The sequence below is a fragment of the Gammaproteobacteria bacterium genome (genome assembly GCA_015709635.1).
In the GTDB taxonomy this organism is placed as follows: Bacteria; Pseudomonadota; Gammaproteobacteria; order Burkholderiales; family Nitrosomonadaceae; genus Nitrosomonas.
The window spans coordinates 2,593,298-2,618,319 of record CP054180.1; the positions used below are offsets into that span (position 1 = coordinate 2,593,298).

Annotated in this window: 15 protein-coding genes, 2 tRNA genes, 3 rRNA genes and 1 pseudogene; 10 read left to right on the forward strand and 11 right to left on the reverse strand. The window is 47.2% G+C overall.

Annotated features, from left to right (window positions below):
- Nucleotides 1-169 precede the first annotated feature (169 nt).
- The 4 genes from HRU78_12345 (at nucleotide 170) to bamC (ending at nucleotide 8,098) form a co-directional block, all read left to right on the forward strand.
- A complete protein-coding gene (locus HRU78_12345) occupies nucleotides 170-3,268 on the forward strand; it encodes an EAL domain-containing protein (GenBank protein ID QOJ24337.1) in 3,099 nt (1,032 codons plus the stop codon).
- A 66-nt stretch (nucleotides 3,269-3,334) separates the two neighbouring features.
- The gene (gene clpB / locus HRU78_12350) at nucleotides 3,335-5,923 is read left to right on the forward strand and encodes an ATP-dependent chaperone ClpB (protein QOJ24338.1); all 2,589 of its coding nucleotides are present in this window, start codon (nucleotides 3,335-3,337) and stop codon (nucleotides 5,921-5,923) included.
- A 134-nt stretch (nucleotides 5,924-6,057) separates the two neighbouring features.
- On the forward strand, nucleotides 6,058-6,942 hold the full coding sequence (locus HRU78_12355; GenBank protein QOJ24339.1) for a 4-hydroxy-tetrahydrodipicolinate synthase: 885 nt from the start codon (nucleotides 6,058-6,060) through the stop codon (nucleotides 6,940-6,942).
- 10 nt (nucleotides 6,943-6,952) lie between these two features.
- Nucleotides 6,953-8,098, forward strand: coding sequence for an outer membrane protein assembly factor BamC (bamC, locus tag HRU78_12360; GenBank protein QOJ25047.1), 1,146 nt, complete (start codon nucleotides 6,953-6,955; stop codon nucleotides 8,096-8,098).
- 72 nt (nucleotides 8,099-8,170) lie between these two features.
- Here bamC and HRU78_12365 read toward each other — a convergent pair whose 3' ends face one another.
- The 3 genes from HRU78_12365 to msrB all read right to left on the reverse strand — a co-directional run bounded on the left by HRU78_12365 (nucleotide 8,171) and on the right by msrB (nucleotide 10,762).
- Entirely contained in the window at nucleotides 8,171-8,314 is a 144-nt protein-coding gene (locus HRU78_12365) for a hypothetical protein (GenBank protein ID QOJ24340.1), read from the reverse strand.
- A gap of 737 nt (nucleotides 8,315-9,051) precedes the next feature.
- Entirely contained in the window at nucleotides 9,052-10,152 is a 1,101-nt protein-coding gene (locus tag HRU78_12370) for a cupin domain-containing protein (GenBank protein QOJ24341.1), read from the reverse strand.
- A gap of 85 nt (nucleotides 10,153-10,237) precedes the next feature.
- On the reverse strand, nucleotides 10,238-10,762 hold the full coding sequence (msrB, locus tag HRU78_12375; protein QOJ24342.1) for a peptide-methionine (R)-S-oxide reductase MsrB: 525 nt from the start codon (nucleotides 10,760-10,762) through the stop codon (nucleotides 10,238-10,240).
- Between the two features lie 158 nt (nucleotides 10,763-10,920).
- Between msrB and HRU78_12380 the strand changes: the two genes are divergently transcribed.
- The 4 genes from HRU78_12380 (at nucleotide 10,921) to rfbD (ending at nucleotide 15,253) form a co-directional block, all read left to right on the forward strand.
- Nucleotides 10,921-11,889, forward strand: a complete 969-nt coding sequence (locus tag HRU78_12380) for an acetyl-CoA carboxylase carboxyltransferase subunit alpha (GenBank protein ID QOJ24343.1) — start codon at nucleotides 10,921-10,923, stop codon at nucleotides 11,887-11,889.
- Nucleotides 11,858-13,210 (forward strand): tRNA lysidine(34) synthetase TilS, encoded by a 1,353-nt coding sequence (gene tilS / locus HRU78_12385; protein ID QOJ24344.1) that lies wholly within the window; start codon nucleotides 11,858-11,860, stop codon nucleotides 13,208-13,210. The genes HRU78_12380 and tilS overlap by 32 nt, the downstream gene beginning before the upstream one ends.
- 84 nt (nucleotides 13,211-13,294) lie before the next feature.
- Nucleotides 13,295-14,320 carry a dTDP-glucose 4,6-dehydratase gene (rfbB, locus tag HRU78_12390; GenBank protein ID QOJ24345.1) on the forward strand — a complete coding sequence of 342 codons (1,026 nt, stop codon included), beginning with the start codon at nucleotides 13,295-13,297 and terminating at the stop codon, nucleotides 14,318-14,320.
- Between the two features lie 18 nt (nucleotides 14,321-14,338).
- A complete protein-coding gene (gene rfbD, locus HRU78_12395; protein ID QOJ24346.1) occupies nucleotides 14,339-15,253 on the forward strand; it encodes a dTDP-4-dehydrorhamnose reductase in 915 nt (304 codons plus the stop codon).
- Nucleotides 15,254-15,278: 25 nt separating this feature from the next.
- On the opposite strand, the gene HRU78_12400 is transcribed toward rfbD, so the two are convergent.
- From HRU78_12400 to prfB, 8 genes and pseudogenes are all read right to left on the reverse strand, one after another.
- Entirely contained in the window at nucleotides 15,279-16,223 is a 945-nt protein-coding gene (locus tag HRU78_12400) for a S49 family peptidase (protein ID QOJ24347.1), read from the reverse strand.
- 118 nt (nucleotides 16,224-16,341) lie between these two features.
- Nucleotides 16,342-16,560: pseudogene (locus tag HRU78_12405) on the reverse strand (transposase).
- Nucleotides 16,561-16,959: 399 nt separating this feature from the next.
- Nucleotides 16,960-17,072: ribosomal RNA gene (rrf, locus tag HRU78_12410) — 5S ribosomal RNA — on the reverse strand.
- A gap of 104 nt (nucleotides 17,073-17,176) precedes the next feature.
- Nucleotides 17,177-20,124, reverse strand: a 23S ribosomal RNA gene (locus HRU78_12415).
- A 208-nt stretch (nucleotides 20,125-20,332) separates the two neighbouring features.
- Nucleotides 20,333-20,408 (reverse strand) — tRNA-Ala (locus HRU78_12420).
- 6 nt (nucleotides 20,409-20,414) lie between these two features.
- A tRNA-Ile gene (locus tag HRU78_12425) sits at nucleotides 20,415-20,491 on the reverse strand.
- A 102-nt stretch (nucleotides 20,492-20,593) separates the two neighbouring features.
- A 16S ribosomal RNA gene (locus tag HRU78_12430) occupies nucleotides 20,594-22,135 on the reverse strand.
- The 16S, 23S and 5S rRNA genes sit together here with 2 tRNA genes alongside, the layout of an rRNA operon.
- 318 nt (nucleotides 22,136-22,453) lie before the next feature.
- A protein-coding gene (gene prfB, locus HRU78_12435; GenBank protein QOJ24348.1) for a peptide chain release factor 2 occupies nucleotides 22,454-23,561 on the reverse strand; the annotation gives its coding sequence in 2 pieces (ribosomal slippage) (nucleotides 22,454-23,479 and nucleotides 23,481-23,561; 1,107 coding nt in all).
- 240 nt (nucleotides 23,562-23,801) lie between these two features.
- Between prfB and HRU78_12440 the strand changes: the two genes are divergently transcribed.
- Both HRU78_12440 and HRU78_12445 read left to right on the forward strand, forming a co-directional pair.
- Nucleotides 23,802-24,506: a 2-C-methyl-D-erythritol 4-phosphate cytidylyltransferase gene (locus tag HRU78_12440; protein QOJ24349.1), complete on the forward strand. Its 705-nt coding sequence runs from the start codon at nucleotides 23,802-23,804 to the stop codon at nucleotides 24,504-24,506.
- Nucleotides 24,503-24,991 (forward strand): 2-C-methyl-D-erythritol 2,4-cyclodiphosphate synthase, encoded by a 489-nt coding sequence (locus HRU78_12445; protein QOJ24350.1) that lies wholly within the window; start codon nucleotides 24,503-24,505, stop codon nucleotides 24,989-24,991. Before HRU78_12440 ends, HRU78_12445 begins: the two co-directional genes overlap by 4 nt.
- Nucleotides 24,992-25,022 lie beyond the last annotated feature (31 nt).

Below are 25,022 nucleotides of genomic sequence, written 5' to 3' on the forward strand. Positions count from 1 at the left end.
GTAGTTTTTCAGAGCTTTCCCAAACATAACCCCTCAATTTACACACTTTCATCATACTGAGAATAAGGGGAAAAAAGCCTCCTAAACAGCGCTTAAGTCTATTATTCAATTACCGATAATGTATGCCTTACGCGTAAAACTCACCTACTGGCCACCAACAAATCAAACAATGTTTCGTTTTTTTATCAATCAGGATGACAAGAAGATCCGTGTTGTCAGCGGACTGACGCTGAGTATCCTTATCCTGGCAGCAGGTTTCTTTGGTTACAGGGTCATACAACCGCAAACGGAGGCTACGGTCACCTCAGGGCTCAGAATCGCGTTAGAAAATACCGTCAAGCTGATCGAGAATCGGATTTCACACTCCCTATCCAATACCCGGACAGTCTCTGAAAATATCAATCTGTCCCAAAGCCTGGAAAAAATTTATTCCGCTGAATCCAATGCTGCAGACATTTCCGAACTATGGCAGGGTGCGAGGAAAGTACTGAATACCGGTCTTGTCGGCATTAGGATCTATGATGCCCAAAATAATCTCATCGTGGATGCCGGTATCAATTCCGGTCACTCGAGTCCAGGTATCGAACTGAATACGGAACCCGATATTCTCTCGGTATTATTATGGGAGAAGCAGTTCATTATTCGTAACACCCTGCAGATTCTGAATGACAGGAATCATTTCATTGGCCGGGTCGTCACCGAAGAACTCATACCGGATCTCACGGAGATCTTCGCAGAGACTGCCTTGATCGGCCGAACAGGCGACTTCCTCCTGTGCGCAGCGGCCAAAGGAAGCAATCGTGAGGTAAATTGCTTCCTGCGCACAACGGATGGAAATCAATTGAAACGCATGCAGCGCATCATGCACGGCAAGCCGTTGCCGGTACATTTTGCGTTGGCAGGACAACACGGCATTCAATTCACCAAGGATTACCGGCAAATTAACGTCGTAGCAGCCCACTCGCCCGTTGCCTATGGCTTGGGCGCAGTGCTCAAGATGGATGAAGAAGAATTGTACGGTGATCTTCCGTATCAGTTAAAAAAGATTTCGTTTTATCTGATTTTGCTTGTCTTTGCCGGTATGACAATGGTTTATTGGTTGACCAGACCGCTCATTCACAAAACAATAAAATCGAAGAATGCTTCGATCAGAGCACATAAGGGATTGATACAAGCAAAAAACAACGCTGAGAAAATTTCAGCGGAGCTGACCGCATACTTGAATGCCATCGGCAAGCTTACGTTAATTTCAATCACGGATCGTAAAGGCAAGATCATTCAAGTCAATGAGAAATTTTGTGAAATCAGCGGCTATACGCCAGCAGAATTGATCGGTCAAAATCATCGCATTCTGAATTCATGCACGCATCCCCAGTCGTTTTTCACCGAAATGTGGGCAACGATTTCAAAAGGCCAAACCTGGCATCAGGAAATCTGTAACCGCAATAAATCGGGCAAACTCTATTGGGTCGATTCAACGATAGTGCCGCTTACCAATGCGAACGGAAAAATCGATCGTTACCTTTCCGTACGGGTAGACGTTACCGCACACAAGCAAAAGGATCTTGATCTGAACGAACGGCTCAAGGAAAGCAATTGCCTGTATCAGGTGCGCAATTATCTGGAATGGGATCAAGATAGTGAAATAACCTGTCAGCACGTATTGAAATCGTTAACGCAAGCGTTGCAGTTCCCGGATATAGCCGTCGCTTCGATTATTCTTGGAGGCAAACAATCCGCTACCACCGGATTTCAAGATCATCTTCCGAATAGCCTGAGCGCTCCGATTATTGTCAATGGACAAATATGCGGGGAATTAAAAGTATCCTACACGCAGGATTTTCCATTTGCCTTACCTTACGAGCAGCATCTTACCGATACGATTGCGCATGATCTGGGCCGTTGGTTCGAACGCAAAGAAGCAGAAAAGCGCATCATCGAAATGACCACGCATGATGCATTAACCGGGCTGCCCAACCGGCATTTGCTGCAAGACCGTATCGAACAGACGCTGATTCATGATGCGCGCAGCCAGAAGCATATGGCGGTGCTCTTTATCGATCTGGATCATTTCAAAACGATCAACGATTCACTCGGTCACGATATCGGCGATCTGCTGTTGCAAGCGGTCGCAGAGAGATTGCTGACTTGCGTGCGCAGTGAAGATACCGTCGCCCGCCAAGGAGGGGACGAATTTATCGTGGTACTCAATTCCATTGCAGAATCTCTGGATGCGGCCAAAGTGGCGCAAAAGATTCTCGATGCACTGATGCGACCTTATTATATTCATAAGAATGAATTACATATTTGCGGCAGCATCGGTATCGCGGTTTTCCCGGAAGACGGCATAAATGCCGAAACACTGTTAAAAAACGGCGATGTTGCCATGTATCACGCCAAAGAGAACGGCCGCAACAATTACCAGTTTTTTACCGATGAGCTCAATAAATCCGCTCACGAAAGACATACACTCGGTCTCGATTTACGCTACGCGCTGGAACGCAATGAGCTGGTTTTATTTTACCAGCCGATCATGGACATGCCGGATCGTCAGCTGCATGGTGTTGAAGCGCTGCTGCGCTGGCGGCACCCCGAGCATAAACTGATCACCCCGGATAAATTTATCAACTTGGCGGAAGAAACCGGTTTAATTATTCCGATCGGCGAATGGGTGTTAAAAACAGTGTGCGAGCAAATCAAAGTCTGGCAAGCGCAGGGCTATCACGTACCGAAGGTCGCCATAAATCTATCGGCGCGGCAATTCCGCGACAAGGAATTGATCAATAACATTGCCCGGATTTTGCAAGAAACCGGTGTCGCAGCAAAGTACATCACGCTGGAAATCACCGAAAGCATGCTGGTCGATAACATCGAAAAAGTCGCGGAAACGCTGAATCAGCTCAATGCCATGGGTATCCGCATTTCTATTGACGATTTCGGCACCGGGTATTCCAGCCTCAGTTATCTGAAGCGCTTCCCGATTCATACCCTCAAAATCGACCGCACCTTTGTGCGCGATATCGCAACCGACCGCAGCGACCGTGCCATTGTCGCCACCATCATTGCAATGGCACACAGCCTGGAAATGGATGTTACTGCAGAAGGCATAGAAACCGAGGAGCAGCTCGATCTCTTGATTGCGCAGCAATGTAATCACTATCAAGGCTATTATTTCAGCAAGCCGGTTGCCGCGGCAGAAATCGAATCGATACTTGCCAGCCCGGTGCTACAAAAAAACAAAGTCCGCGCTATCCGTTCGGCAAAATAGCCGGCTCTTGAAATTTCACCCCTCTCCCCCCACGTAGGCAGCAATAACCTACCACGGGAGAATTTCATGCGTTTCGACAAACTCACGACCAAATTCCAACAAGCGTTCGCAGATGCGCAGAGTATCGCGGTCGGCCAGGATAATCCAGCCATCGAACCGCAACATCTGCTGCTGGCATTGCTGCAACAGGAAGACGGCAGCACGCTCTCTTTACTGCAACGCTCCGGTGTTAACACGGCGCCGTTGCTGGAAAGCGTCAAGCAAAGCGTGCAACGCTTGCCGAAAGTGGAAAATACCGGCGGGGAGGTCAACATTTCCCGCACCTTGAATAATCTGCTCAATCTGGCGGATAAGGAAGCGCAAAAACGCAACGACCAATTCATCGCGTCGGAAATGTTCCTGCTTGCGCTGCTGCAAGACAAAGGCGATATTGGCGCACTGCTGAAACAACATGGTGCCAATGCCGCGGCGCTGGAGCGCGCCATCAATACCATCCGCGGCGGTGAACAAGTCAGCAGCGCGGAAGCTGAAAGCAGCCGTGAAGCATTGAAAAAATACACTCTGGATCTCACCGAACGGGCGCGCCAAGGCAAACTGGATCCGGTCATCGGACGCGACGATGAAATCCGCCGCGCGATACAAGTGCTGCAGCGGCGTACCAAAAATAATCCGGTGCTGATCGGTGAACCGGGCGTGGGTAAAACTGCCATCGTCGAAGGCTTGGCGCAGCGTATTGTCAACGGGGAAGTGCCGGAAAGCCTGAAAGACAAACGCGTTCTCTCTCTGGATATGGCCGCCCTACTGGCCGGTGCCAAGTATCGCGGCGAATTTGAAGAGCGTCTCAAATCGGTACTGAAAGAACTCTCGCAGGATGAAGGAAAAACCATTGTTTTCATCGACGAGTTGCATACCATGGTGGGTGCCGGTAAAGCGGAAGGCGCAATGGACGCCGGCAATATGCTGAAACCGGCATTGGCGCGCGGTGAATTACACTGCGTCGGCGCGACCACTCTCGACGAATACCGTAAATATATTGAGAAAGACGCTGCGCTGGAACGGCGTTTCCAAAAAGTGCTGGTGGAAGAACCGACCGTGGAAGCCACCATTGCAATCCTGCGCGGCTTACAGGAGAAATACGAAGTGCATCATGGCGTGGACATCACCGATCCGGCCATCGTCGCGGCTGCGGAATTATCCAATCGCTATATCACCGACCGTTTTCTGCCGGACAAAGCAATCGATCTAATCGACGAAGCCGCAGCCCGGATCAAAATGGAAATAGATTCCAAACCCGAAGCACTGGATAAACTGGATCGGCGTTTGATCCAATTGAAAATCGAACGCGAAGCGATCAAGAAAGAGAAAGATGAGGCATCGCAAAAGCGCCTGCAATTGCTCGAGGATGAAATCAAAGAGAAAGAACGCGAGTACGCCGATTTAGAAGAAATCTGGAAAACCGAAAAATTCCAGGTGCAAGGCTCCAAGCAAGTCAAGGAAGAAATGGAGAAAATCAAGCTGGAAATCGAGACCGCTACGCGTAAAGGCGATTGGCAAAAAGTCTCGGAACTGCAGTACGGCCGTCTGCCGCAACTGGAAGCGCAACTGCAACAAGCCAACAGCGCTGAAGCCAGCACAGTAGCCACACCCAAATTATTACGCACGCAAGTCGGTGCGGAAGAAATCGCCGAAGTGGTATCCCGTGCGACCGGTATTCCGGTCTCGAAAATGATGCAGGGCGAGCGGGAAAAACTGCTGCTGATGGAACAAAAGCTGCATGAGCGGGTTGTCGGCCAGGATGAAGCGGTACGTCTGGTGTCCGACGCCATCCGCCGCTCCCGCGCCGGTCTGTCCGATCCGAACCGGCCGTATGGCTCTTTCCTGTTCCTGGGACCGACCGGCGTCGGCAAAACAGAGTTATGCAAAGCACTGGCCGGTTTCCTGTTCGACTCGGAAGAACATTTAATTCGCGTCGACATGTCCGAATTCATGGAAAAACATTCGGTTGCGCGTCTGATCGGCGCACCACCGGGTTATGTCGGTTATGAAGAAGGCGGCTACTTGACTGAGCTGGTGCGGCGGAAACCTTACGCCGTTATCTTGCTGGATGAAGTGGAAAAAGCGCATCCGGATGTCTTTAACGTTTTGCTGCAAGTTCTCGACGATGGGCGCATGACCGACGGCCAGGGCCGCACCGTCGATTTCAAAAATACCGTGATTGTCATGACTTCCAATCTTGGATCGCAAATGATTCAGGAAATGGCCGGCAATTCGTATCAAGTCATCAAAGACGCTGTGATGGGCGAGGTAAAAACATACTTCCGGCCCGAATTCATCAATCGTATTGACGAGGTGGTCGTGTTCCACGCCTTGGATCAGAAAAATATTCGGTCCATCGCCAGAATACAATTGCATAACCTCGAAGCGCGATTGGCCAAACTTGACATGCGTCTCGATGTCAGCGATGCGGCATTGTCGGCTATTTCTCAAGCGGGCTTTGATCCGGTGTTTGGAGCCCGTCCTTTAAAACGTGCGATCCAGACGCAAATTGAAAATCCGCTAGCCAAAGAGATTCTGGAAGGAAAATTTGTTGCCAAAGATACCATTAAAGTCGATTACCAGGATGACCAGATCAGTTTCACGCGTGTAACGGAATAGTAGGATGATGTGAATGAATTCCGCAATGCAACTGGAAACGGGCAGCTGGAAAAAATAGCCCGGGAGACATGGTGAATCTACTTAATCAGCTTGAGATTCGGGTAAAATGTATTCTTTTTACCGGGTAGATTGTTATGTTTAAAGGTAGCTTGGTTGCTATCGTTACACCCATGGATGAAGAGGGCGGATTGGATCTGGATCGCTTCCGCACTCTGCTTGATTTTCACATAGACCAGGGCACCGATGGTGTCGTGGTCGTCGGCACTACCGGTGAATCCCCGACTGTGGATTTTGATGAGCATCATCTGCTGATGCGTACCGCAGTCGATCACGTGGCCGGACGCATACCGGTGATTGCCGGCACGGGCGCCAACTCAACACGCGAAGCTATCGATTTATCGATTTATGCTAAGAATGCCGGTGTTGATGCGTGCCTCTCGGTTGCACCTTACTACAACAAACCGACGCAGGAAGGGTTGTATCGACATTTCAAAGCAATCGCCGAAGCCGTTGATATCCCGCATATCTTGTATAACGTCCCGGGAAGAACCGTAGCCGATATCCATAACAACACGGCGTTACGCTTGGCGCAGATCCCGAATATTATCGGCATCAAGGACGCAACGGGCGATATCGGGCGTGGTTCCGATTTGTTACAGCGCGCACCGTCCGGTTTTTCCATTTATAGCGGAGACGATGTCAGCGCATTAGCCTTTCTGCTGTTAGGTGGGCACGGCATCATTTCAGTCACGGCCAACGTAGCGCCTCGCATGATGCATGATATGTGCGCCGCAGCGTTCGCCGGCGACCTCAATACCGCGCGAGCACTCAATAGCAAGCTCCTGCGTTTACACATCGATCTGTTTGTCGAAGCCAACCCTATCCCAGTGAAATGGGCTGTTGCAGAAATGGGTTTAATCAGCTCTGGAATCCGCCTGCCGCTTACGCCCTTATCCAGCCAGTATCACCAATTGCTGCGTGAAGCGATGCAATCGGCCAATATCCAAAATAAGAGGTAAGATGTCAAAAATGCACTGGCGGAAAGTAGCCATACCGTCCCTAGTATTGACGCTTTCACTGACAAACACAGGTTGCAAAATGATCGACCTGTTTCCGGATACCAAAACCATTGATTACAAGTCGGCGGGGAAATTGCCGCCTCTGGAAATACCGCCTGATCTCATCCAGCCTGCGATCGATGAGCGTTATGCAATACCGGATGGTTCTTCCGGTAGTACAACTTTTTCCAGTTACAACAGCGAACGCGGCGGACAACAAAAAAGTGCCACGGCTTCCTTAGTACCGGCATCGATTCAAAATGTGCACATCGAACGTTCCGGAACACAGCGTTGGCTGGTCATACCTCAGCCGCCTGAAGTCGTGTGGCCGGTAATTAAGGAATTTTGGCAAGAGCTCGGATTCCTGATCAAAGTAGAGGTTCCTGAAGCAGGCATCATGGAAACCGATTGGGCGGAAAACCGGGCCAAAATCCCGCAAGATATCATCCGTACTTTTCTTTCCACTTTCCTCGACAGCATTTATTCAACCGCCGAGCGGGATAAATTCCGTACCCGCCTGGAACGCAACGAAACCGGAAGCACCGAAGTCTATATCAGCCACCGCGGTATGATCGAGGTTCTGGAAGGCGGTAGCCTTAATCGCTCCATCTGGCAGCCGCGTCCAGCTGATCCTAATCTGGAAGCCGAAATGTTATCGCGTTTGATGATGCGCTTTGGCGTTGAGGAACAAAAGGCCAAACTGGAATTAACCACGGGCAGAAGCTCCGCACAGGAACGTGCATTTATCAATAAAGAAGGCACTTCGCTGGTAGTCAACGAAGCATTTGACCGTTCATGGCGGCGAGTGGGTTTAGCGCTCGATCGAATCGGTTTCACCGTCGAAGATCGCAATCGGGAACAGGGAATTTATTTCGTGCGTTATGTTAGTCCTGACGCGGACAGAAAGAAAAAGGGAGATGACGAAGGCATTCTCTCAAACATTATGTTCTGGCGCAGCAGCGACAAGGACAGTGCACAAGCGGCAAAATACCGTATCCAGGTACATAATACCGGCACAAACACCAGTACCGTCAGTTTACAGAATGATGATGGAACTGACGTAAGCGCATCAACCGCCAGCCGCATCCTGAAGCCATTACATGAGCAGCTTAAATAGCAAGAGCACAAGCAAGCTTATTAATAAAAAACCGCCTTCAAAGGCGGTTTTTTATTTCTTCAAACAGAAAAATTATTTCTTTTTAACGTCCGGTTCTCCACCGCTCATAACTTTATCATAGTTTGCTTTCTCGGTCTCAGGCAATGCTTGGCTAGGTTTGCCACATGCGGATAACGTTAAAGCGAGTAAAAATACAACCAGAAGAGTATATTTCATGTGATTTTCCTTATAAAAAGTTCTTAAAATTAAAGCGCGCAGTATATAACGAATATGATTAGCCCTTCAAGCACGCATTCTGGCTGAAAGTCAATTGATCCGTAACTGCTATTCAGGTTTAAATCATCCGGATAAAAATAATATCTAAATGATCTCCTGTTTTCTGAAAATCCATCTTCATGTTATTTAAGTATTCCGATAAGAAAATGGAAACCAGAGATTATGATTGATGCACAAAAATCACCAGCAACATTCGGTAAATCTTTTTTGATTATCAATCAGAAACCACAAATTCTCTGACTCCGAGAACTTGTGGCTTATAAGAGTTGCTTCTGAGCAATTTAGATGATCATCGCAATAATATTATGATTATAGCGATAATTCTGCTACTTGCTTACCCGTTTATTTTAATTCTTGAGGTTCAGAATCTCTTGGTGTATAAGCTGAGGGAGGCGGCTTATCCATAGGATAGCCATCAAGACTTTTCTTACCCTCACAAGCACTCAATACCAATACAGCAAAAGCTATTACTACAAGTGAAAATCTAAACAATTTAATCTCCCATGTCCTTCGTTTTGATTTACACGCGCTAGCATAATCGAACTGACAAGATTATACAAATACTGATTCAATAATTCCGGCACACTCCGGGCCGCATTGTTCATTCAATTCAACAAGATTATTAATTTCCATACAGAAAAGAACTGATTAAAAATCGACACAAAATAAGCAATCTACTACGCCCAATTTTTGATGTATCCATTGACATACCATTGATAAAGAATCTCTCCGGTTTCTTGATCTATATCGGGTGTTGGCGGTAATTGGTGATTATCAGCCAGATTGAGTAATGTTTTATATGCGGTGGCGGAACGAACCTCAAAAATTTCACCATTGATATAAAATTTATTATTACTGCTTAAGATCCTGCTTTTTAAATCGAGCTGCACCCCGCTTTCCTTAATCTTCTTCAGAAAAGCGCGCATTGCTGATGACTTCACCGGTTGTTCAAAAAAAACATGCGACTTGGGTTCCGACAGATAAATTCCCAGAAAATCCTGGATATCTTTCCGATCCCATTTTATTTTCTTCAATATCGAGTTAACTTGTGATTGCATAGCCACACTAATTCTTGCGGGATGAGACTGCATCTGCAAGTCGGGATCGGAATACCAGCCGTCCGTCACCATATTATCCTGCAAATGAACAAGAAATTGCGTTATCAATTCCTGGTGACTAGGGGCGCGAAAACCGATGGAATATGTCATACAGTCATCCACGGCAATACCGTTATGCGCATACTTGGGTGGCAAATAAAGCATATCGCCAGGCTCTAACACCCATTCCTGCTCCGCTTGAAAATTCTTCAAGATCCTAAGCGGCGCATCCGCAATAAACTCATCATCCAGCTGTGCGGATATCTGCCAGCGCCTGGAACCCATTCCCTGCAGCAAAAACACATCGTAGGAATCAAAGTGCGGCCCGATCCCACCACCTTTAGGCGCATAGCTGACCATCAAATCATCCAACCGGGCGTGCGGTATAAAGCGGAATTGTGTTAATAAATCACGTGCCGAAGAAAGAAAGTGATTGACATCCTGCACCAGCAAGGTCCAATTCCTTTTGGGCAACCTCGCCAAATCGGCGCTATCCAGCGGACCATGCTTGAGCTGCCATTTACCATTTCTTTGAGTTACCAGGCGCGATTCCGCATCTTCATTACACGCCAGTGCCATCAATTCGTCACGAGTTAATAAGCCATTGAAGCCCGGTAATGCATTTCTCACCAGCAAGGGACGCTTCTGCCAGTAATCTCGCAAAAAAACCTTCGGCGTCATACCACCCAAGGAAATAATTTTTACTTTGTTAATGTTTCAATCCCCCTCAAACTTTTTTCAAATAATCAGCGGATATAATTTACCGTCAACCCCTAAGCGCCGGTAACGAATCGGTCTGCGGTACAAATTTCAGTGCCAAGCCGTTATTGCACCAGCGCTCACCTCTCGGTGGCGGACCATCTTTAAAAACATGTCCTTGGTGCCCGCCGCAACGCGCACAGTGATATTCCGTGCGCAGAAAAATGAGCTGATAGTCGGGTCTGGTGCCAACATGTCCGGAAATGGGTTGGGTAAAACTGGGCCATCCGCTCCCGCTTTCGTATTTATATTGGCTCTCAAACAGCGGCAAATAACATGCTGCACAAATATAGATTCCTTCGCGCGTTTCAGCATTTAACTCACTGCTTCCGGCTTCTTCGGTATCTTCCTCAAACAAAATCCGGTAGGCCTCCGGTGTTATCAATCCGCGCCAAGCTTCTTTCGGCTTATTGAGTGGCGCGATTGCCGCCGAATTGACACCGCTTGCAACGAGTTGCACCGGAAAAATAAACGGAATGGCGGGAAACACAGTGGATACACCCATCCGCTGCAAAAAAATACGTCTATTCATACGATATCCTCAACTATTTCTTGCAGCCGGCTGCTTCAGCACAGGAAAAGATCCTGTTCGTTCATCGCGTAATAAACCATCCGCTTGACTCACTGAGCCGTGCCGATCGGGCTGTAAATCCTGTATCATTTCATCTTTCGGATTATAGCTTAACCCACATGAAAATCACTTTTCTGGAATTTGAGCAAAATATTGCAGAATTTGAATCAAAAATTGAAGAATTACGCTTTGCGCAGGATGATTCGGCTTTGGATATTTCTGCAGAAATTGCACGCCTGCAAGCAAAAAGCCAGTCGCTGACGAAAAATGTATACGCCAAACTGACACCTTGGCAAATCTCGCAAGTCGCCCGTCACCCACAGCGCCCGTATACACTGGATTACATCGAACATTTATTTACCCATTTCGAAGAATTACACGGCGACCGGAATTTCTCCGATGATCATGCCATTGTCGGCGGTCTGGCGCGGTTTAACGGACAAACCGTGATGGTAATCGGTCATCAAAAAGGCCGTGACACACGGGAAAAAATTTATCGCAACTTCGGCATGCCGAAACCGGAAGGTTATCGCAAAGCGCTGCGCTTAATGCGCCTGGCGGAAAAATTCTCGATCCCTCTAATTACTTTTATCGATACACCCGGAGCATATCCCGGTATTGATGCGGAAGAACGCGGTCAGTCGGAAGCCATCGGCAGAAATCTCTATGTCCTGGCGGAATTAAGAATTCCCGTCATCTGCGTCATCATTGGCGAAGGCGGCTCCGGCGGTGCCTTGGCTGTCGCCGTGGGCGACATGATCCATATGTTGCAATACGCCACTTATTCCGTCATATCGCCGGAAGGTTGCGCCTCGATTTTATGGAAAAGCGCCGATAAGGCGCCGGAAGCTGCCGAGATCATGGGCATTACCGCTGATCGTTTGAAAGCCATGAATCTGATCGACAGCATCATTACCGAGCCCATTGGCGGCGCGCACCGCGATTATCCCGCCATCATGCAATCGGTTAAAACCGTGCTGAAAGAATCGCTACGCAAACTTCAGGATCATTCAATCGAAGCGCTTCTGGAAAAACGTCTGGATCGGCTGATGGCCTATGGCTCATTCAAGGAAGTCAAAATCGAATAGTCTGCTTGATAACGCCAAGGAAGTACTGCTCGCCCATATCAAACCGGGCGATCATCTGACGATTGCGCTGAGCGGAGGCATCGATTCAGTCGTGTTACTGGATATCCTCAATGTACTAGCCAAGCAAGCGCCATTTACACTTTCCGCTGTGCATGTCAATCATGGCATCAGCAGCAACGCAGCGCAATGGAGCAGGTTTTGCTGCAATCTCTGTCATGCTTACGGTATCTCCATTTACATCGCCCATCTGCACATAACCAAAGAAACCGGAATGAGCCTGGAAGCAATTGCGCGGGAAGAACGATATCGCGTGTTTAGCCGCATGCAAACGGATTATATAACCGTGGCGCAACACCTCGATGACCAAGCCGAAACATTACTGTTGCAATTATTCCGTGGTGCTGGAATCCGGGGATTGAGTGCCATGCCGGTTATGCGGAAGCAGAATTCCGCCAGCGCACCGCAAATACTGCGGCCGCTGCTGGAAATTCCACGCCATATAATCGAAGCGTATGCGCAGCAAAATAACTTGCGATGGATTAACGATGAAAGCAATGACGACACGGCCTTCAATCGAAATTTCCTGCGCCATGACATACTGCCATTGCTAAGAAAGCGCTATCCCAATTATCCCAAAACACTGCTACGCACGAGCCGGCATTTATCCGAAGCATCGCAATTGCTGGATGAACTGGCGGCAATGGATAGCGAAAACTGCTTCGTTTCCGGCATGCTTCAAATCGATCGCGTGCGCAAACTTAGCTTCGCACGCGCTAAAAATCTCCTGCGGTACACTTTGTTACAGCACGGAGCGGCACTTCCCAGTACGGCAAAACTGGAAGACATTGCCAATCAGCTGTTGTCAGCAAGCAAGGATAATCAACTCCACATCACTTTTGGCAATAGTGAAATCCGCTGTTTCAAAGGTGCTGTTTATATCCTGACCAAGAAATTGTCACCCCTGAGCTTTGGTCAATTCGCATGGCATGGCGAAATGCATTGGGCACTACCGCATTTAAGCGGCACGATCCGTTTCACTCAAGTCATGAATCAAGGTATCGACGCGGAAAAATTATTAGCCGGACCGGTTACCGTGCGTTCCCGGCAAGGTGGTGAACGTTACACACCGGTTTGCAACCGGCCGCGCAGAAGCTTGAAAAACCTCATGCAAGAAGCCTGCATCCCACCCTGGCAGCGTAATAATAAACCGCTGCTGTTTTGCGGTGAGGAATTGATATGGGTTCCGGAAATCGGCATTGATTGCGAATTTCAAGTAAAATCGGGGGAAATGGGGATTTTACCTGTCTGGGATCCCGAGTAAATCGACACTCAAGAAAATGTTTCGAGAACTGTTTGGCATTTTCATTTTGATCACAATTACCAACTTATTCTTCTGAGAAATTGCATGATTTTAGTCACAGGAGGCGCAGGATTCATCGGTAGTAATTTTGTTCTGGATTGGCTGACGCAATCGGATGAAAGAATCATCAATCTCGACAAATTGACTTATGCCGGGAATCTGCACAACCTTTCTTCATTATCCCGGGATTCGCGGCATATTTTCGTCAAAGGCGATATTGGCGATAGCAAGCTGGTTTTGCAATTATTGGCACAGTATCGGCCGCGCGCAATTATCAACCTGGCGGCCGAAAGCCATGTTGATCGTTCGATCCTTGGTCCGGAAGAATTTATTCAAACCAATATTCTAGGGACATTTCGCTTATTGGAAGCAACGCATGCTTATTGGCGCGAGTTGGATTCCGCCGCAAAACAAGATTTCCGCTTTCTGCACGTCTCAACCGACGAAGTTTACGGCTCATTAAGCAAAAATGAACCTGCTTTTACCGAAGAACACCGTTATGAGCCCAATAGTCCCTATTCAGCCAGTAAAGCTTCCAGCGATCACTTGGTTCGCGCCTACCATCACACCTACGGATTGCCGGTATTAACCACAAATTGTTCGAATAACTATGGTCCGTTTCAATTTCCGGAAAAATTGATTCCTTTAATGATCGTCAATGCGCTCGCAGGAAAGCCCTTACCGGTATATGGTGACGGGCAGCAAATCCGCGACTGGCTCTACGTAACGGATCACTGCAGCGCAATCCGCCATGTCCTGCAGGCAGGTGTTCCGGGAGAAACTTATAACGTAGGCGGTTGGAATGAAAAACCCAATATCGAAATCGTGCAAACGATCTGTGCTTTATTAGAGGAATCGTACCCGAACAGGGATTTTCATAGTCTCATTACGTATGTCAAAGATCGGCCGGGACATGACCGGCGTTACGCCATTAACGCAACGAAAATCGAGCGCGAACTCGATTGGAAACCAGCTGAAACATTCGCTACGGGTATCCGCAAAACTATTCACTGGTATCTCCACAACCAACAATGGGCTGATGATGTTCAAACTGGCGTTTATCAGGAATAAGAATTACGCAGGCTTACCGTGAAGAAAATTTTGTTATTTGGCAAAAGTGGCCAAGTGGGATGGGAGTTGCAACGCAGCCTCGCGCCCTTGGGTGAGTTAATCGCATTAAGCTCCACAAGCTTGGATTATTGTGGTGATCTTACAAATTCTGAAGGTATTAGGCAGACAATCAGGAAAGTCGCGCCCGATATCATCGTCAATGCAGCAGCTTATACCGCTGTCGACAAGGCGGAAAGCGAGCCGGAATCGGCTCATGCGTTGAATGCCCTGGCACCTGGCATCATCGCACAAGAAGCGAAGCAGCTGAATGCCTGGTTAGTCCATTATTCAACCGATTATGTTTTCAATGGTTACGGTGACCAGCCTTTTCTAGAGACTGATGCTACTGAGCCGCTGAATGTATACGGAAAAACCAAACTGGAAGGTGAGAAAAATATTCAAGCCTCGGGTTGTTTACATTTAATCTTCCGCACCAGCTGGGTGTATTCGGCTTATGGAAACAATTTCATTAAAACGATTCTTCGTTTGGCACAACAACGGGATAAACTCACCGTTGTCGATGATCAAATCGGGTCGCCAACCGGCGCTGAATTGATTGCTGATATAACGGCCTTCGCGCTGCTCGAAATCATCAAGCACAATCCCGCAGTCTCGGGCTTATATCACTTGACTGCAAGGGACAGCACTTCTTGGTATGGCTTTGCCAAATTTATTCTGGAAAATGCCGAGCGCAATAATATTCCACTTAAAACCAAGCCAGCTACTTTGCACCCAATCACTAGCAACGATTTTCCCTTGCCTGCAAAACGTCCGCTCAACTCGCGTTTAAATTCACAGAAATTAGTAACAACGTTTAATCTTTTACTTCCAACGTGGCAAATTGGCACGACTCATACACTAGCCGAGATATTTACCAGCGACTGCTGGAAATAAAAACTGCTCTGCAGAAAGAACCTGCTTATCGCAAACTCACCGCATAGTCGGATAAAGTATTGAAGATTATTTGACCGAAACGCTTATTAAATAAATCGGATAAGCCTTCATGAGGGGTAAAATCAACTAATGTTTCCGCTTGAATAATTTCACGAGCAACATATTCGGCACTGCCCATTTCATCAGCAAGTCCTAAGTCAATGCTTTTCTGTCCTGTCCAGACTATGCCACTGAATATTTCCGGAGCATCTTTTAATCGCTCGCCTCGTCCTTGTTTTACGACTTGAATGAATTGCTCGTGTATTTCACGCAACAATCGCGTAGCATGTTCTTTCTGCATAGGATCTAATGGAGTAAATGGATCCAGAAAGCTTTTGTTTTCTCCTGCTGTCAGCAATCGGCGCTCCACACCCAATTTCTCCAGAGCGCCAGTAAAGCCGAAACCATCTATCAAGACGCCGATTGAACCGACCAAACTTGCCTTATCGACAAAAATTTTATCGGCAGCGGCAGCTACATAATAACCACCCGAAGCGCAAATATCACCGACAACTGCATAGAGTGGTATATCAGGGTATTTGGAGCGCAAGCGCCGTATTTCATCGTTAATATAGCCTGCTTGAACCGGGCTTCCGCCAGGGCTGTTGATTCGCACTATTATTCCTTGTGTGTTTTTATCCTGAAAAGCGGAGCGCAGGCTTGCATTCACTTTATCAGCGTTGCTCATGCTATCTGCAGTGATTATTCCATTTAAGTCAATCAATGCAGTATGCTTTTCAGCAATTCGTACTTTTCCATCTTCGATCCAGCCGAGTGCAAAAAATAATAAAATAAAAAGATAAAAAAAAGTAATCAGCTTAAAGAATATCCCCCACAACCGCGTGCGGCGTTGTTCCCGCAAAGAAGCCAAAGCAAGATTCTCAAGTAAGCTCCTTTCCCAATCTTCTTTTTTTATGTCAAATTCACTCATAGCGGCACACTCGCAAGTCAGAAATAAAAATAAATAGAGTTAAATATGCTCCAACAAAGCCGGAGGCTTATCGCTGGAGCCCCTCAAAGGGGCTATTTGTGAGCCGCTAAAGCGGCATCTATACACCCAATTTTAACTGATCATAACGTTCATCTTCTTTCTCCTGATCTCGGATGTACGTTCTGACCATCTCCTCGTCCAACCCAACCGTTGATACAAAATATCCATAAGCCCAGAAACTTTCTTCCGTGAAATTCCTTCCTCTACCCAATTGCCGCACCATTGCCATTGTACTTTTACCTTTGATAAACCCCACTACATGCGGCACTGAGTACTTTGTTTAGTCCCACTTTGTGATGGGGTAGTGTATTGTACACTTCCATGAAGGGAGGATTTATGGGATAGATATTACATGGAAGCACCCGCACAACACTGTGGTGCGTAGGGCAACTCCCAAAAAATAGTCAAGAGAACCTGAATCTACGGTGGCTGACGTCAAAGCAAGAAGTGGCTTGCGGTGCATTTCGCAAGTACACGTATTGCCTTTGGGTGATTGCTTGTATGCCTTGCGAGGCAGCATTCTCAGCCTGGCGCGCTCCAGCCCGCACCGCATGTTCAGCGTCATGACATCAGCCGATTGCCGGAGATGGAAGGCGATAAGCCGACAAAATAAGTTTTTCAGAAATAAAAAAGCCTCTCATCAATAAAAATCTTGATGAGAGGCTTTTAATAGAGTGCCTGGCGGTAACCTACTTTCACATGCGAATGCACACTATCATCGGCGCAGCTTCGTTTCACGGTTCTGTTCGGGATGGGAAGAGGTGGGTCCAAAGTGCTATGGCCGCCAAGCGTAACTTGTAATTGAATAATATCTATTTAAACATTATTCATAATAAACATTATTCATAATGGGAAAAGTAAAATTATGATTAGATTATATACGCATAAATTATTAAAGTTATAGGATCAAGCCTCACGGTCAATTAGTATCGGTTAGCTTAACATATTACTATGCTTCCACACCCGACCTATCAACGTCGTAGTCTTCGACGAACCTTTAGGAGAGTTATACTCTCGGGAAGTCTTATCTTAAGGAGAGTTTCCCGCTTAGATGCTTTCAGCGGTTATCTCGTCCGCACATAGCTACCCGGCGATACGACTGGCGTCATAACCGGTACACCAGAGGTGCGTCCACTCCGGTCCTCTCGTACTAGGAGCAGGTCCTTTCAAACTTCCAACGCCCACGGCAGATAGGGACCAAACTGTCTCACGACGTTTTAAACCCAGCTCACGTACCACTTTAAATGGCGAACAGCCATACCCTTGGGACCGGCTACAGCCCCAGGATGTGATGAGCCGACATCGAGGTGCCAAACTCCCCCGTCGATATGAACTCTTGGGAGGAATCAGCCTGTTATCCCCGGCGTACCTTTTATCCGTTGAGCGATGGCCCTTCCATACAGAACCACCGGATCACTATGACCTGCTTTCGCACCTGCTCGACTTGTCAGTCTCGCAGTTAAGCACGCTTTTGCCATTGCACTATCAGCACGATTTCCGACCGTACCTAGCGTACCTTCGTACTCCTCCGTTACAATTTGGGAGGAGACCGCCCCAGTCAAACTGCCTACCATACACGGTCCCCAATCCAGATAATGGATCTAGGTTAGAACCTCAACAACATCAGGGTGGTATTTCAACGTTGGCTCCATGAATTCTAGCGAATTCACTTCAATGCCTCCCACCTATCCTACACAAATGTTATCAAAGTCCAATGTAAAGCTACAGTAAAGGTGCACGGGGTCTTTCCGTCTAGCCGCGGGGAGATTGCATCTTCACAAACATTTCAACTTCGCTGAGTCCCAGGAGGAGACAGTGTGGCCATCGTTACGCCATTCGTGCAGGTCGGAACTTACCCGACAAGGAATTTCGCTACCTTAGGACCGTTATAGTTACGGCCGCCGTTTACCGGGGCTTCAATCAAGAGCTTGCACCCCATCATTTAACCTTCCGGCACCGGGCAGGCGTCACACTCTATACGTCCACTTTCGTGTTTGCAGAGTGCTATGTTTTTATTAAACAGTCGCAGCCACCATTTCATTGCAACCCTATTCTGCTTCACGCGCGAAGCGCTACACATACTAAGGGCACACCTTTTCCCGAAGTTACGGTGCTATTTTGCCGAGTTCCTTCTCCTGAGTTCTCTCAAGCGCCTTAGAATTTTCATCCTACCCACCTGTGTCGGTTTACGGTACGGTCTTCATTTAACTGAAGCTTAGTGGCTTTTCCTGGAAGCATGGTATTACTCACTTGGCATTCCTAAGAATGTTGCGTTATCACGTCTCAATTCAGCTGCTCGGATTTGCCTAAGCAACACATCTACACGCTTGAACCGGGACATCCAACACCCGGCTGAGCTAACCTTCTTCGTCCCCACATCGCATTAAATAAAGGTACTGGAATTTTAACCAGTTTCCCATCAGTTACGCATTTCTGCCTCACCTTAGGGGCCGACTCACCCTGCGCCGATTAGCGTTGCACAGGAAACCTTGGGTTTTCGGCGAGGGAGTTTTTCACTCCCTTTATCGCTACTCATGTCAGCATTCGCACTTCCGATACCTCCAGCAGTCTTTACAAACCACCTTCGCAGGCTTACGGAACGCTCTCCTACCATTTACATAAAATGTAAATCCCTAGCTTCGGTGCACAATTTGAGCCCCGTTACATCTTCCGCGCAGGACGACTCGATCAGTGAGCTATTACGCTTTCTTTAAAGGATGGCTGCTTCTAAGCCAACCTCCTGACTGTCTATGCCTTCCCACTTCGTTTCCCACTTAATTGTGTCTTAGGGACCTTAGCTGAGGGTCTGGGTTGTTTCCCTTTCGACACCGGACGTTAGCACCCGATGTCTGTCTCCCATGCTCGCACTCTTTGGTATTCGGAGTTTGCAATGGTTTGGTAAGTCTCAATGACCCCCTAGCCATAACAGTGCTCTACCCCCAAAGGTGATACATGAGGCACTACCTAAATAGTTTTCGGAGAGAACCAGCTATTTCCAGATTTGTTTAGCCTTTCACCCCTACTCACAGCTCATCCCCTAATTTTTCAACATTAGTGGGTTCGGACCTCCACGAGGTGTTACCCTCGCTTCATCCTGGCCATGAGTAGATCATCTGGTTTCGGGTCTACACCCAGCAACTAAACGCCCTATTAAGACTCGCTTTCGCTGCGCTTCCCCTACTCGGTTAAGCTTGCTACTGAATGTAAGTCGCTGACCCATTATACAAAAGGTACGCAGTCACTCTTACGAGCTCCCACTGTTTGTATGCATGCGGTTTCAGGATCTATTTCACTCCCCTTCCGGGGTTCTTTTCGCCTTTCCCTCACGGTACTGGTTCACTATCGGTCGATTACGAGTATTTAGCCTTGGAGGATGGTCCCCCCATCTTCAAACAGGATTTCACGTGTCCCGCTTTACTTTTCTCAATCTTAGTTCCATATTTAAATTTTCGTCTACGGGACTATCACCCACTATGGTTTAACTTTCCAGAAAATTCGACTAATCTAAATACTAAATATTGAAGGCTGATCCCATTTCGCTCGCCACTACTTTGGGAATCTCGGTTGATTTCTTTTCCTCTGGTTACTTAGATGTTTCAGTTCTCCAGGTTCGCTACAATTAGCCTATATATTCAGCTAAAGTTGACTCTTGCTTAATTAACTCTTTAAATTTAAAAATTTCTAAAGCCAATTAAACAAGAGCCAGGTTTCCCCATTCGGACATCTCCGGATCAAAGCTTGCTTGCCAGCTCCCCGAAGCTTTTCGTAGGCTTCCACGTCCTTCATCGCCTGTAATCGCCAAGGCATCCACCACATGCACTTATTCACTTGATCCTATAACATTAATAACTTAATAGTTTATTATAGAATTTTTCCTACTTTTTATTACAGAGATACAATCTAACCCAAATTTATCTACAAAAACAATCAATTCTTAATGATTGTTTAACATAAATAAATATTTTACTTCTCCACTTTTTTAAAGAACAAAAAAAAATATTTCAATAGGCAATTTTATCTATCTCAGCGATAGAACTCATTAAGAAAATTGGTGGAGGTGAACGGGATCGAACCGATGACCCCCTGCTTGCAAAGCAGGTGCTCTCCCAGCTGAGCTACACCCCCTTTTTGTGGTGGGTCTGGGTGGACTTGAACCACCGACCCCACGCTTATCAAGCGTGTGCTCTAACCAACTGAGCTACAGACCCTCGATGAGTCTAAGTTCCACATATCAAAACTAGCACAAGCTTTTGGCTCTTAACTCTGCCTATTAACAATCGATAGGTTGTGAGTACTTATGAGATACTCTTGAAAGGAGGTGATCCAGCCGCAGGTTCCCCTACGGCTACCTTGTTACGACTTCACCCCAGTCATGAATCTCACCGTGGCAAGCGCCCTCCTCGCGGTTAGACTACCTGCTTCTGGTGAAACCCACTCCCATGGTGTGACGGGCGGTGTGTACAAGACCCGGGAACGTATTCACCGCGACATGCTGATCCGCGATTACTAGCGATTCCGACTTCACGGAGTCGAGTTGCAGACTCCGATCCGGACTACGACGCGCTTTCTGAGATTAGCTCCCTCTCGCGAGTTGGCAACTCTCTGTACGCGCCATTGTATTACGTGTGAAGCCCTACCCATAAGGGCCATGAGGACTTGACGTCATCCCCACCTTCCTCCGGTTTATCACCGGCAGTCTCATTAAAGTGCCCAACCAAATGATGGCAATTAATGACAAGGGTTGCGCTCGTTGCGGGACTTAACCCAACATCTCACGACACGAGCTGACGACAGCCATGCAGCACCTGTGTTCAGATTCTCTTTCGAGCACGATTTCATCTCTGAAAACTTTCTGACATGTCAAGGGTAGGTAAGGTTTTTCGCGTTGCATCGAATTAATCCACATAATCCACCGCTTGTGCGGGTCCCCGTCAATTCCTTTGAGTTTTAATCTTGCGACCGTACTCCCCAGGCGGTCAACTTCACGCGTTAGCTACGTTACCAAGCCCAATAAGGCCCGACAACTAGTTGACATAGTTTAGGGCGTGGACTACCAGGGTATCTAATCCTGTTTGCTCCCCACGCTTTCGTGCATGAGCGTCAGTGCTAGCCCAGGAGGTTGCCTTCGCCATCGATGTTCTTCCATATCTCTACGCATTTCACTGCTACACATGGAATTCCACCTCCCTCTGCCGCACTCTAGTTCTGCAGTTTCAAACGCAATTCCCAGGTTAAGCCCGGGGATTTCACATCTGACTTACAGAACCGCCTGCGCACCCTTTACGCCCAGTAATTCCGATTAACGCTTGCACCCTACGTATTACCGCGGCTGCTGGCACGTAGTTAGCCGGTGCTTTTTCTGTTGATACCGTCATAAATCGCGATTATTAATCGCGATTCTTTCTTTTCAACTAAAAGAGCTTTACAACCCGAAGGCCTTCTTCACTCACGCGGCATTGCTGGATCAGGCTTGCGCCCATTGTCCAAAATTCCCCACTGCTGCCTCCCGTAGGAGTCTGGGCCGTGTCTCAGTCCCAGTGTGGCTGGTCGTCCTCTCAGACCAACTACTGATCGTCGCCTTGGTAAGCCATTACCCTACCAACTAGCTAATCAGACATCGGCCGCTCCAAAAGCATAAGGTCTTTCGATCCCCTACTTTTCTCCTTAGAGATTATGCGGTATTAGCACATCTTTCGATGCGTTATCCCCCACTTTAGGACACGTTCCGATGTATTACTCACCCGTCCGCCACTCGCCACCAGGTGCAAGCACCCGTGCTGCCGTTCGACTTGCATGTGTAAAGCATGCCGCCAGCGTTCAATCTGAGCCAGGATCAAACTCTTAAGTTTAATTCTGGTAAAACTCTCGCTTGACGTTTTTGATGTTGATTATAAAACCAATATCTATTACTTATTTGCGAATAACTTAATTTTTTAAGATTCTTATTTGAATCTATTTTTTCTCTAAGTACTCACACCTATCGATTGTATTTTTTTAAAGAACGTTGCTACTTTTTAAATGTTGCGAAGCAGCGAGAAGCGGAATTATACAGACTCTGAATTGCTGGTCAAGAGATTTATGCGAATAATTTTTTATGACGATCTCTTAAAGCCAACAAAATCACATAAACTCTTTTGATTACATCAACTAACCTAATTTTACTTTTTATTCTATTTAACTCCTTGTTTAAGACTTGCTTCAATGAAGCAAGTCAGATCTCCATCTAAAACACTTTGCGTATTCCCAATTTCAACATTCGTTCGCAAATCTTTGATGCGTGATTGATCCAATACATACGATCTGATTTGGTGTCCCCAACCAATATCCGTTTTCGTTTCTTCGATAGCCTGCTTTTCTTCGTTACGTTTGCGCAACTCCGCTTCGTATAAACGTGACTTCAACATCACGAGGGCATCCGCTTTGTTACGATGCTGCGAACGCCCGCTTTGACATTGCACCACAATCCCGGTCGGATTATGCGTAATGCGGATAGCGGAATCGGTTTTATTGATATGCTGCCCCCCCGCTCCCGATGCGCGAAAGGTATCTATTCGCAGATCGGCCGGATTAATTTCAATCTCTATCGTGTCATCGACTTCCGGATAAACAAAGACACTCGCAAAAGAGGTATGACGACGATTACCCGAATCGAACGGTGATTTTCTGACTAGACGATGAACGCCGGTTTCCGTGCGCAAATACCCATACGCATATTCACCGGTTACTTTCAATGTAGCGCTTTTGATACCGGCGATATCGCCCGGCGACTCTTCCAAAACTTCGACAGCCAGTCCTTGCCTTTCACAATAGCGCAGATACATACGTTCGAGCATCGCAGCCCAATCTTGCGCTTCCGTTCCGCCGGACCCTGATTGTATATCGACGAAACAGTTACTTGGATCCATCGGATCGGAAAACATGCGGCGAAATTCCAAATTAGCAATTGCCTTTTCTACGTCATCGACATCGCCGGCGATACTTTCAAGCGCTGCGTCATCGGATTCATCCTTAGCAATTTGAAACAGCTCTCGCGCATCATTGAGTTGTTGCTCCATCGACTCCAATATGACAACCGTGTTCTCCAGTTGCTTTTTCTCACGTCCAATTTCTTGCGTCCTTTGACTGTCATTCCAAATCGCCGGATCCTCAAGTAGGCGTGTCAATTCATTCAGTCTGGTTTGCTTGGCATCGAAGTCAAAGAAACCTCCGTAATTCGCTGGCGCGGTTAGCGAGATCCTGAAGATGATTAGCAATTGCGTTGATTCGTTCTGCTTCCATAAATTCCACCTCAACATTGAATTGCTTGATTATACCGTGTACCGAGATTTTAATTCCTAGTGCCTTCCGTCAATCCAGCGGAAACGTAAGTTCCTCACACTGAGTATGCGCAAAAATCTTTGGCAACAATTTCAAACCATCAACAAGTAAAAAAACTATAATTGCGTATTCATTCAATCAGCGATTCATGTATTTTTATCCGCCAATCTGTTTTCTTAATCCTGTTTTACTGACTTAATCATGTCAAAATTTTTTGCTCTAATCCCAGCAGCAGGCTCCGGTTCACGCATGAGCAACGAGCTTCCCAAGCAGTACTTGCCTCTCCGCGACCAGCCTATGATTTACCATGCGGTCAAAACATTATGCACAAATCAATCGATCGCTGGCGTAATCACCGTACTTGCACCCAGCGATACTGAATGGTCCAGATACGATTGGTCTGAATTTTCCACAAAATTAGTCGTGCTGAACTGCGGCGGAGCAACCCGGGCGGACAGCGTGCTCAATGGACTTGCTGCCGCACAACAAAACAAACTAATCGACAAGCAGGATTGGGTCTTGGTACACGACGCCGCCCGGCCCTGCTTAACTTCAGTTCAGCTCAACAAATTGATCGATGAAGTAACCAGTGACGCAGTAGGTGGACTACTGGCAGTACCTGTCGCCGACACTTTAAAACGCAGCGATGCGGAAAAACGCGTAAAAAACACCGAATCACGGGAAAACTTATGGCAAGCGCAAACTCCGCAAATGTTCCGCTGCGATCTACTCACGCAAGCATTGCAAAAAGCGACCCATATCAATATAACGGATGATGCCAGCGCCATCGAAGCGCTTGGACTTCAACCCAAACTTGTACTGAGCGACGCTTATAACTTTAAAGTAACTTACCCCCAAGACTTGGCTTTAGCCGAATTGATACTACAACAAAGGAATAATCCGTGAGCACACTAAGAATAGGACAGGGTTTTGATGTTCATCAGCTGGTTGAAGACCGTCAGCTGATCATTGGCGGCGTAACGATCCCGCATGAAAAGGGATTACTCGGTCACTCGGACGCCGACGTATTGTTGCATGCCATCTGCGATGCGCTATTGGGTGCTGCCGCATTGGGTGATATCGGACAACATTTTTCCGATTCCGATCCGCGCTACAAAAATATCGATAGTCGCGTGTTATTACGTAATGTATATAACCTATTAGAAGACAATCATTACAAAATCGTCAATATTGATGCAACCATTATCGCGCAAGCGCCAAAAATGGCTCCGCATATTCCGGCCATGATCGCCAATATCGCGCAAGACCTGCAAACATCCGCACGCAATATCAACATCAAAGCAAAAACCGCCGAGCACCTGGGTGCAGTTGGCCGCAAAGAAGGTATAGTGGCCGAAGTGGTTTGTTTGATTGATCGCGCTGAAAGATAGTTTGATTAAAATAAACTCCGCTCCATAGCAA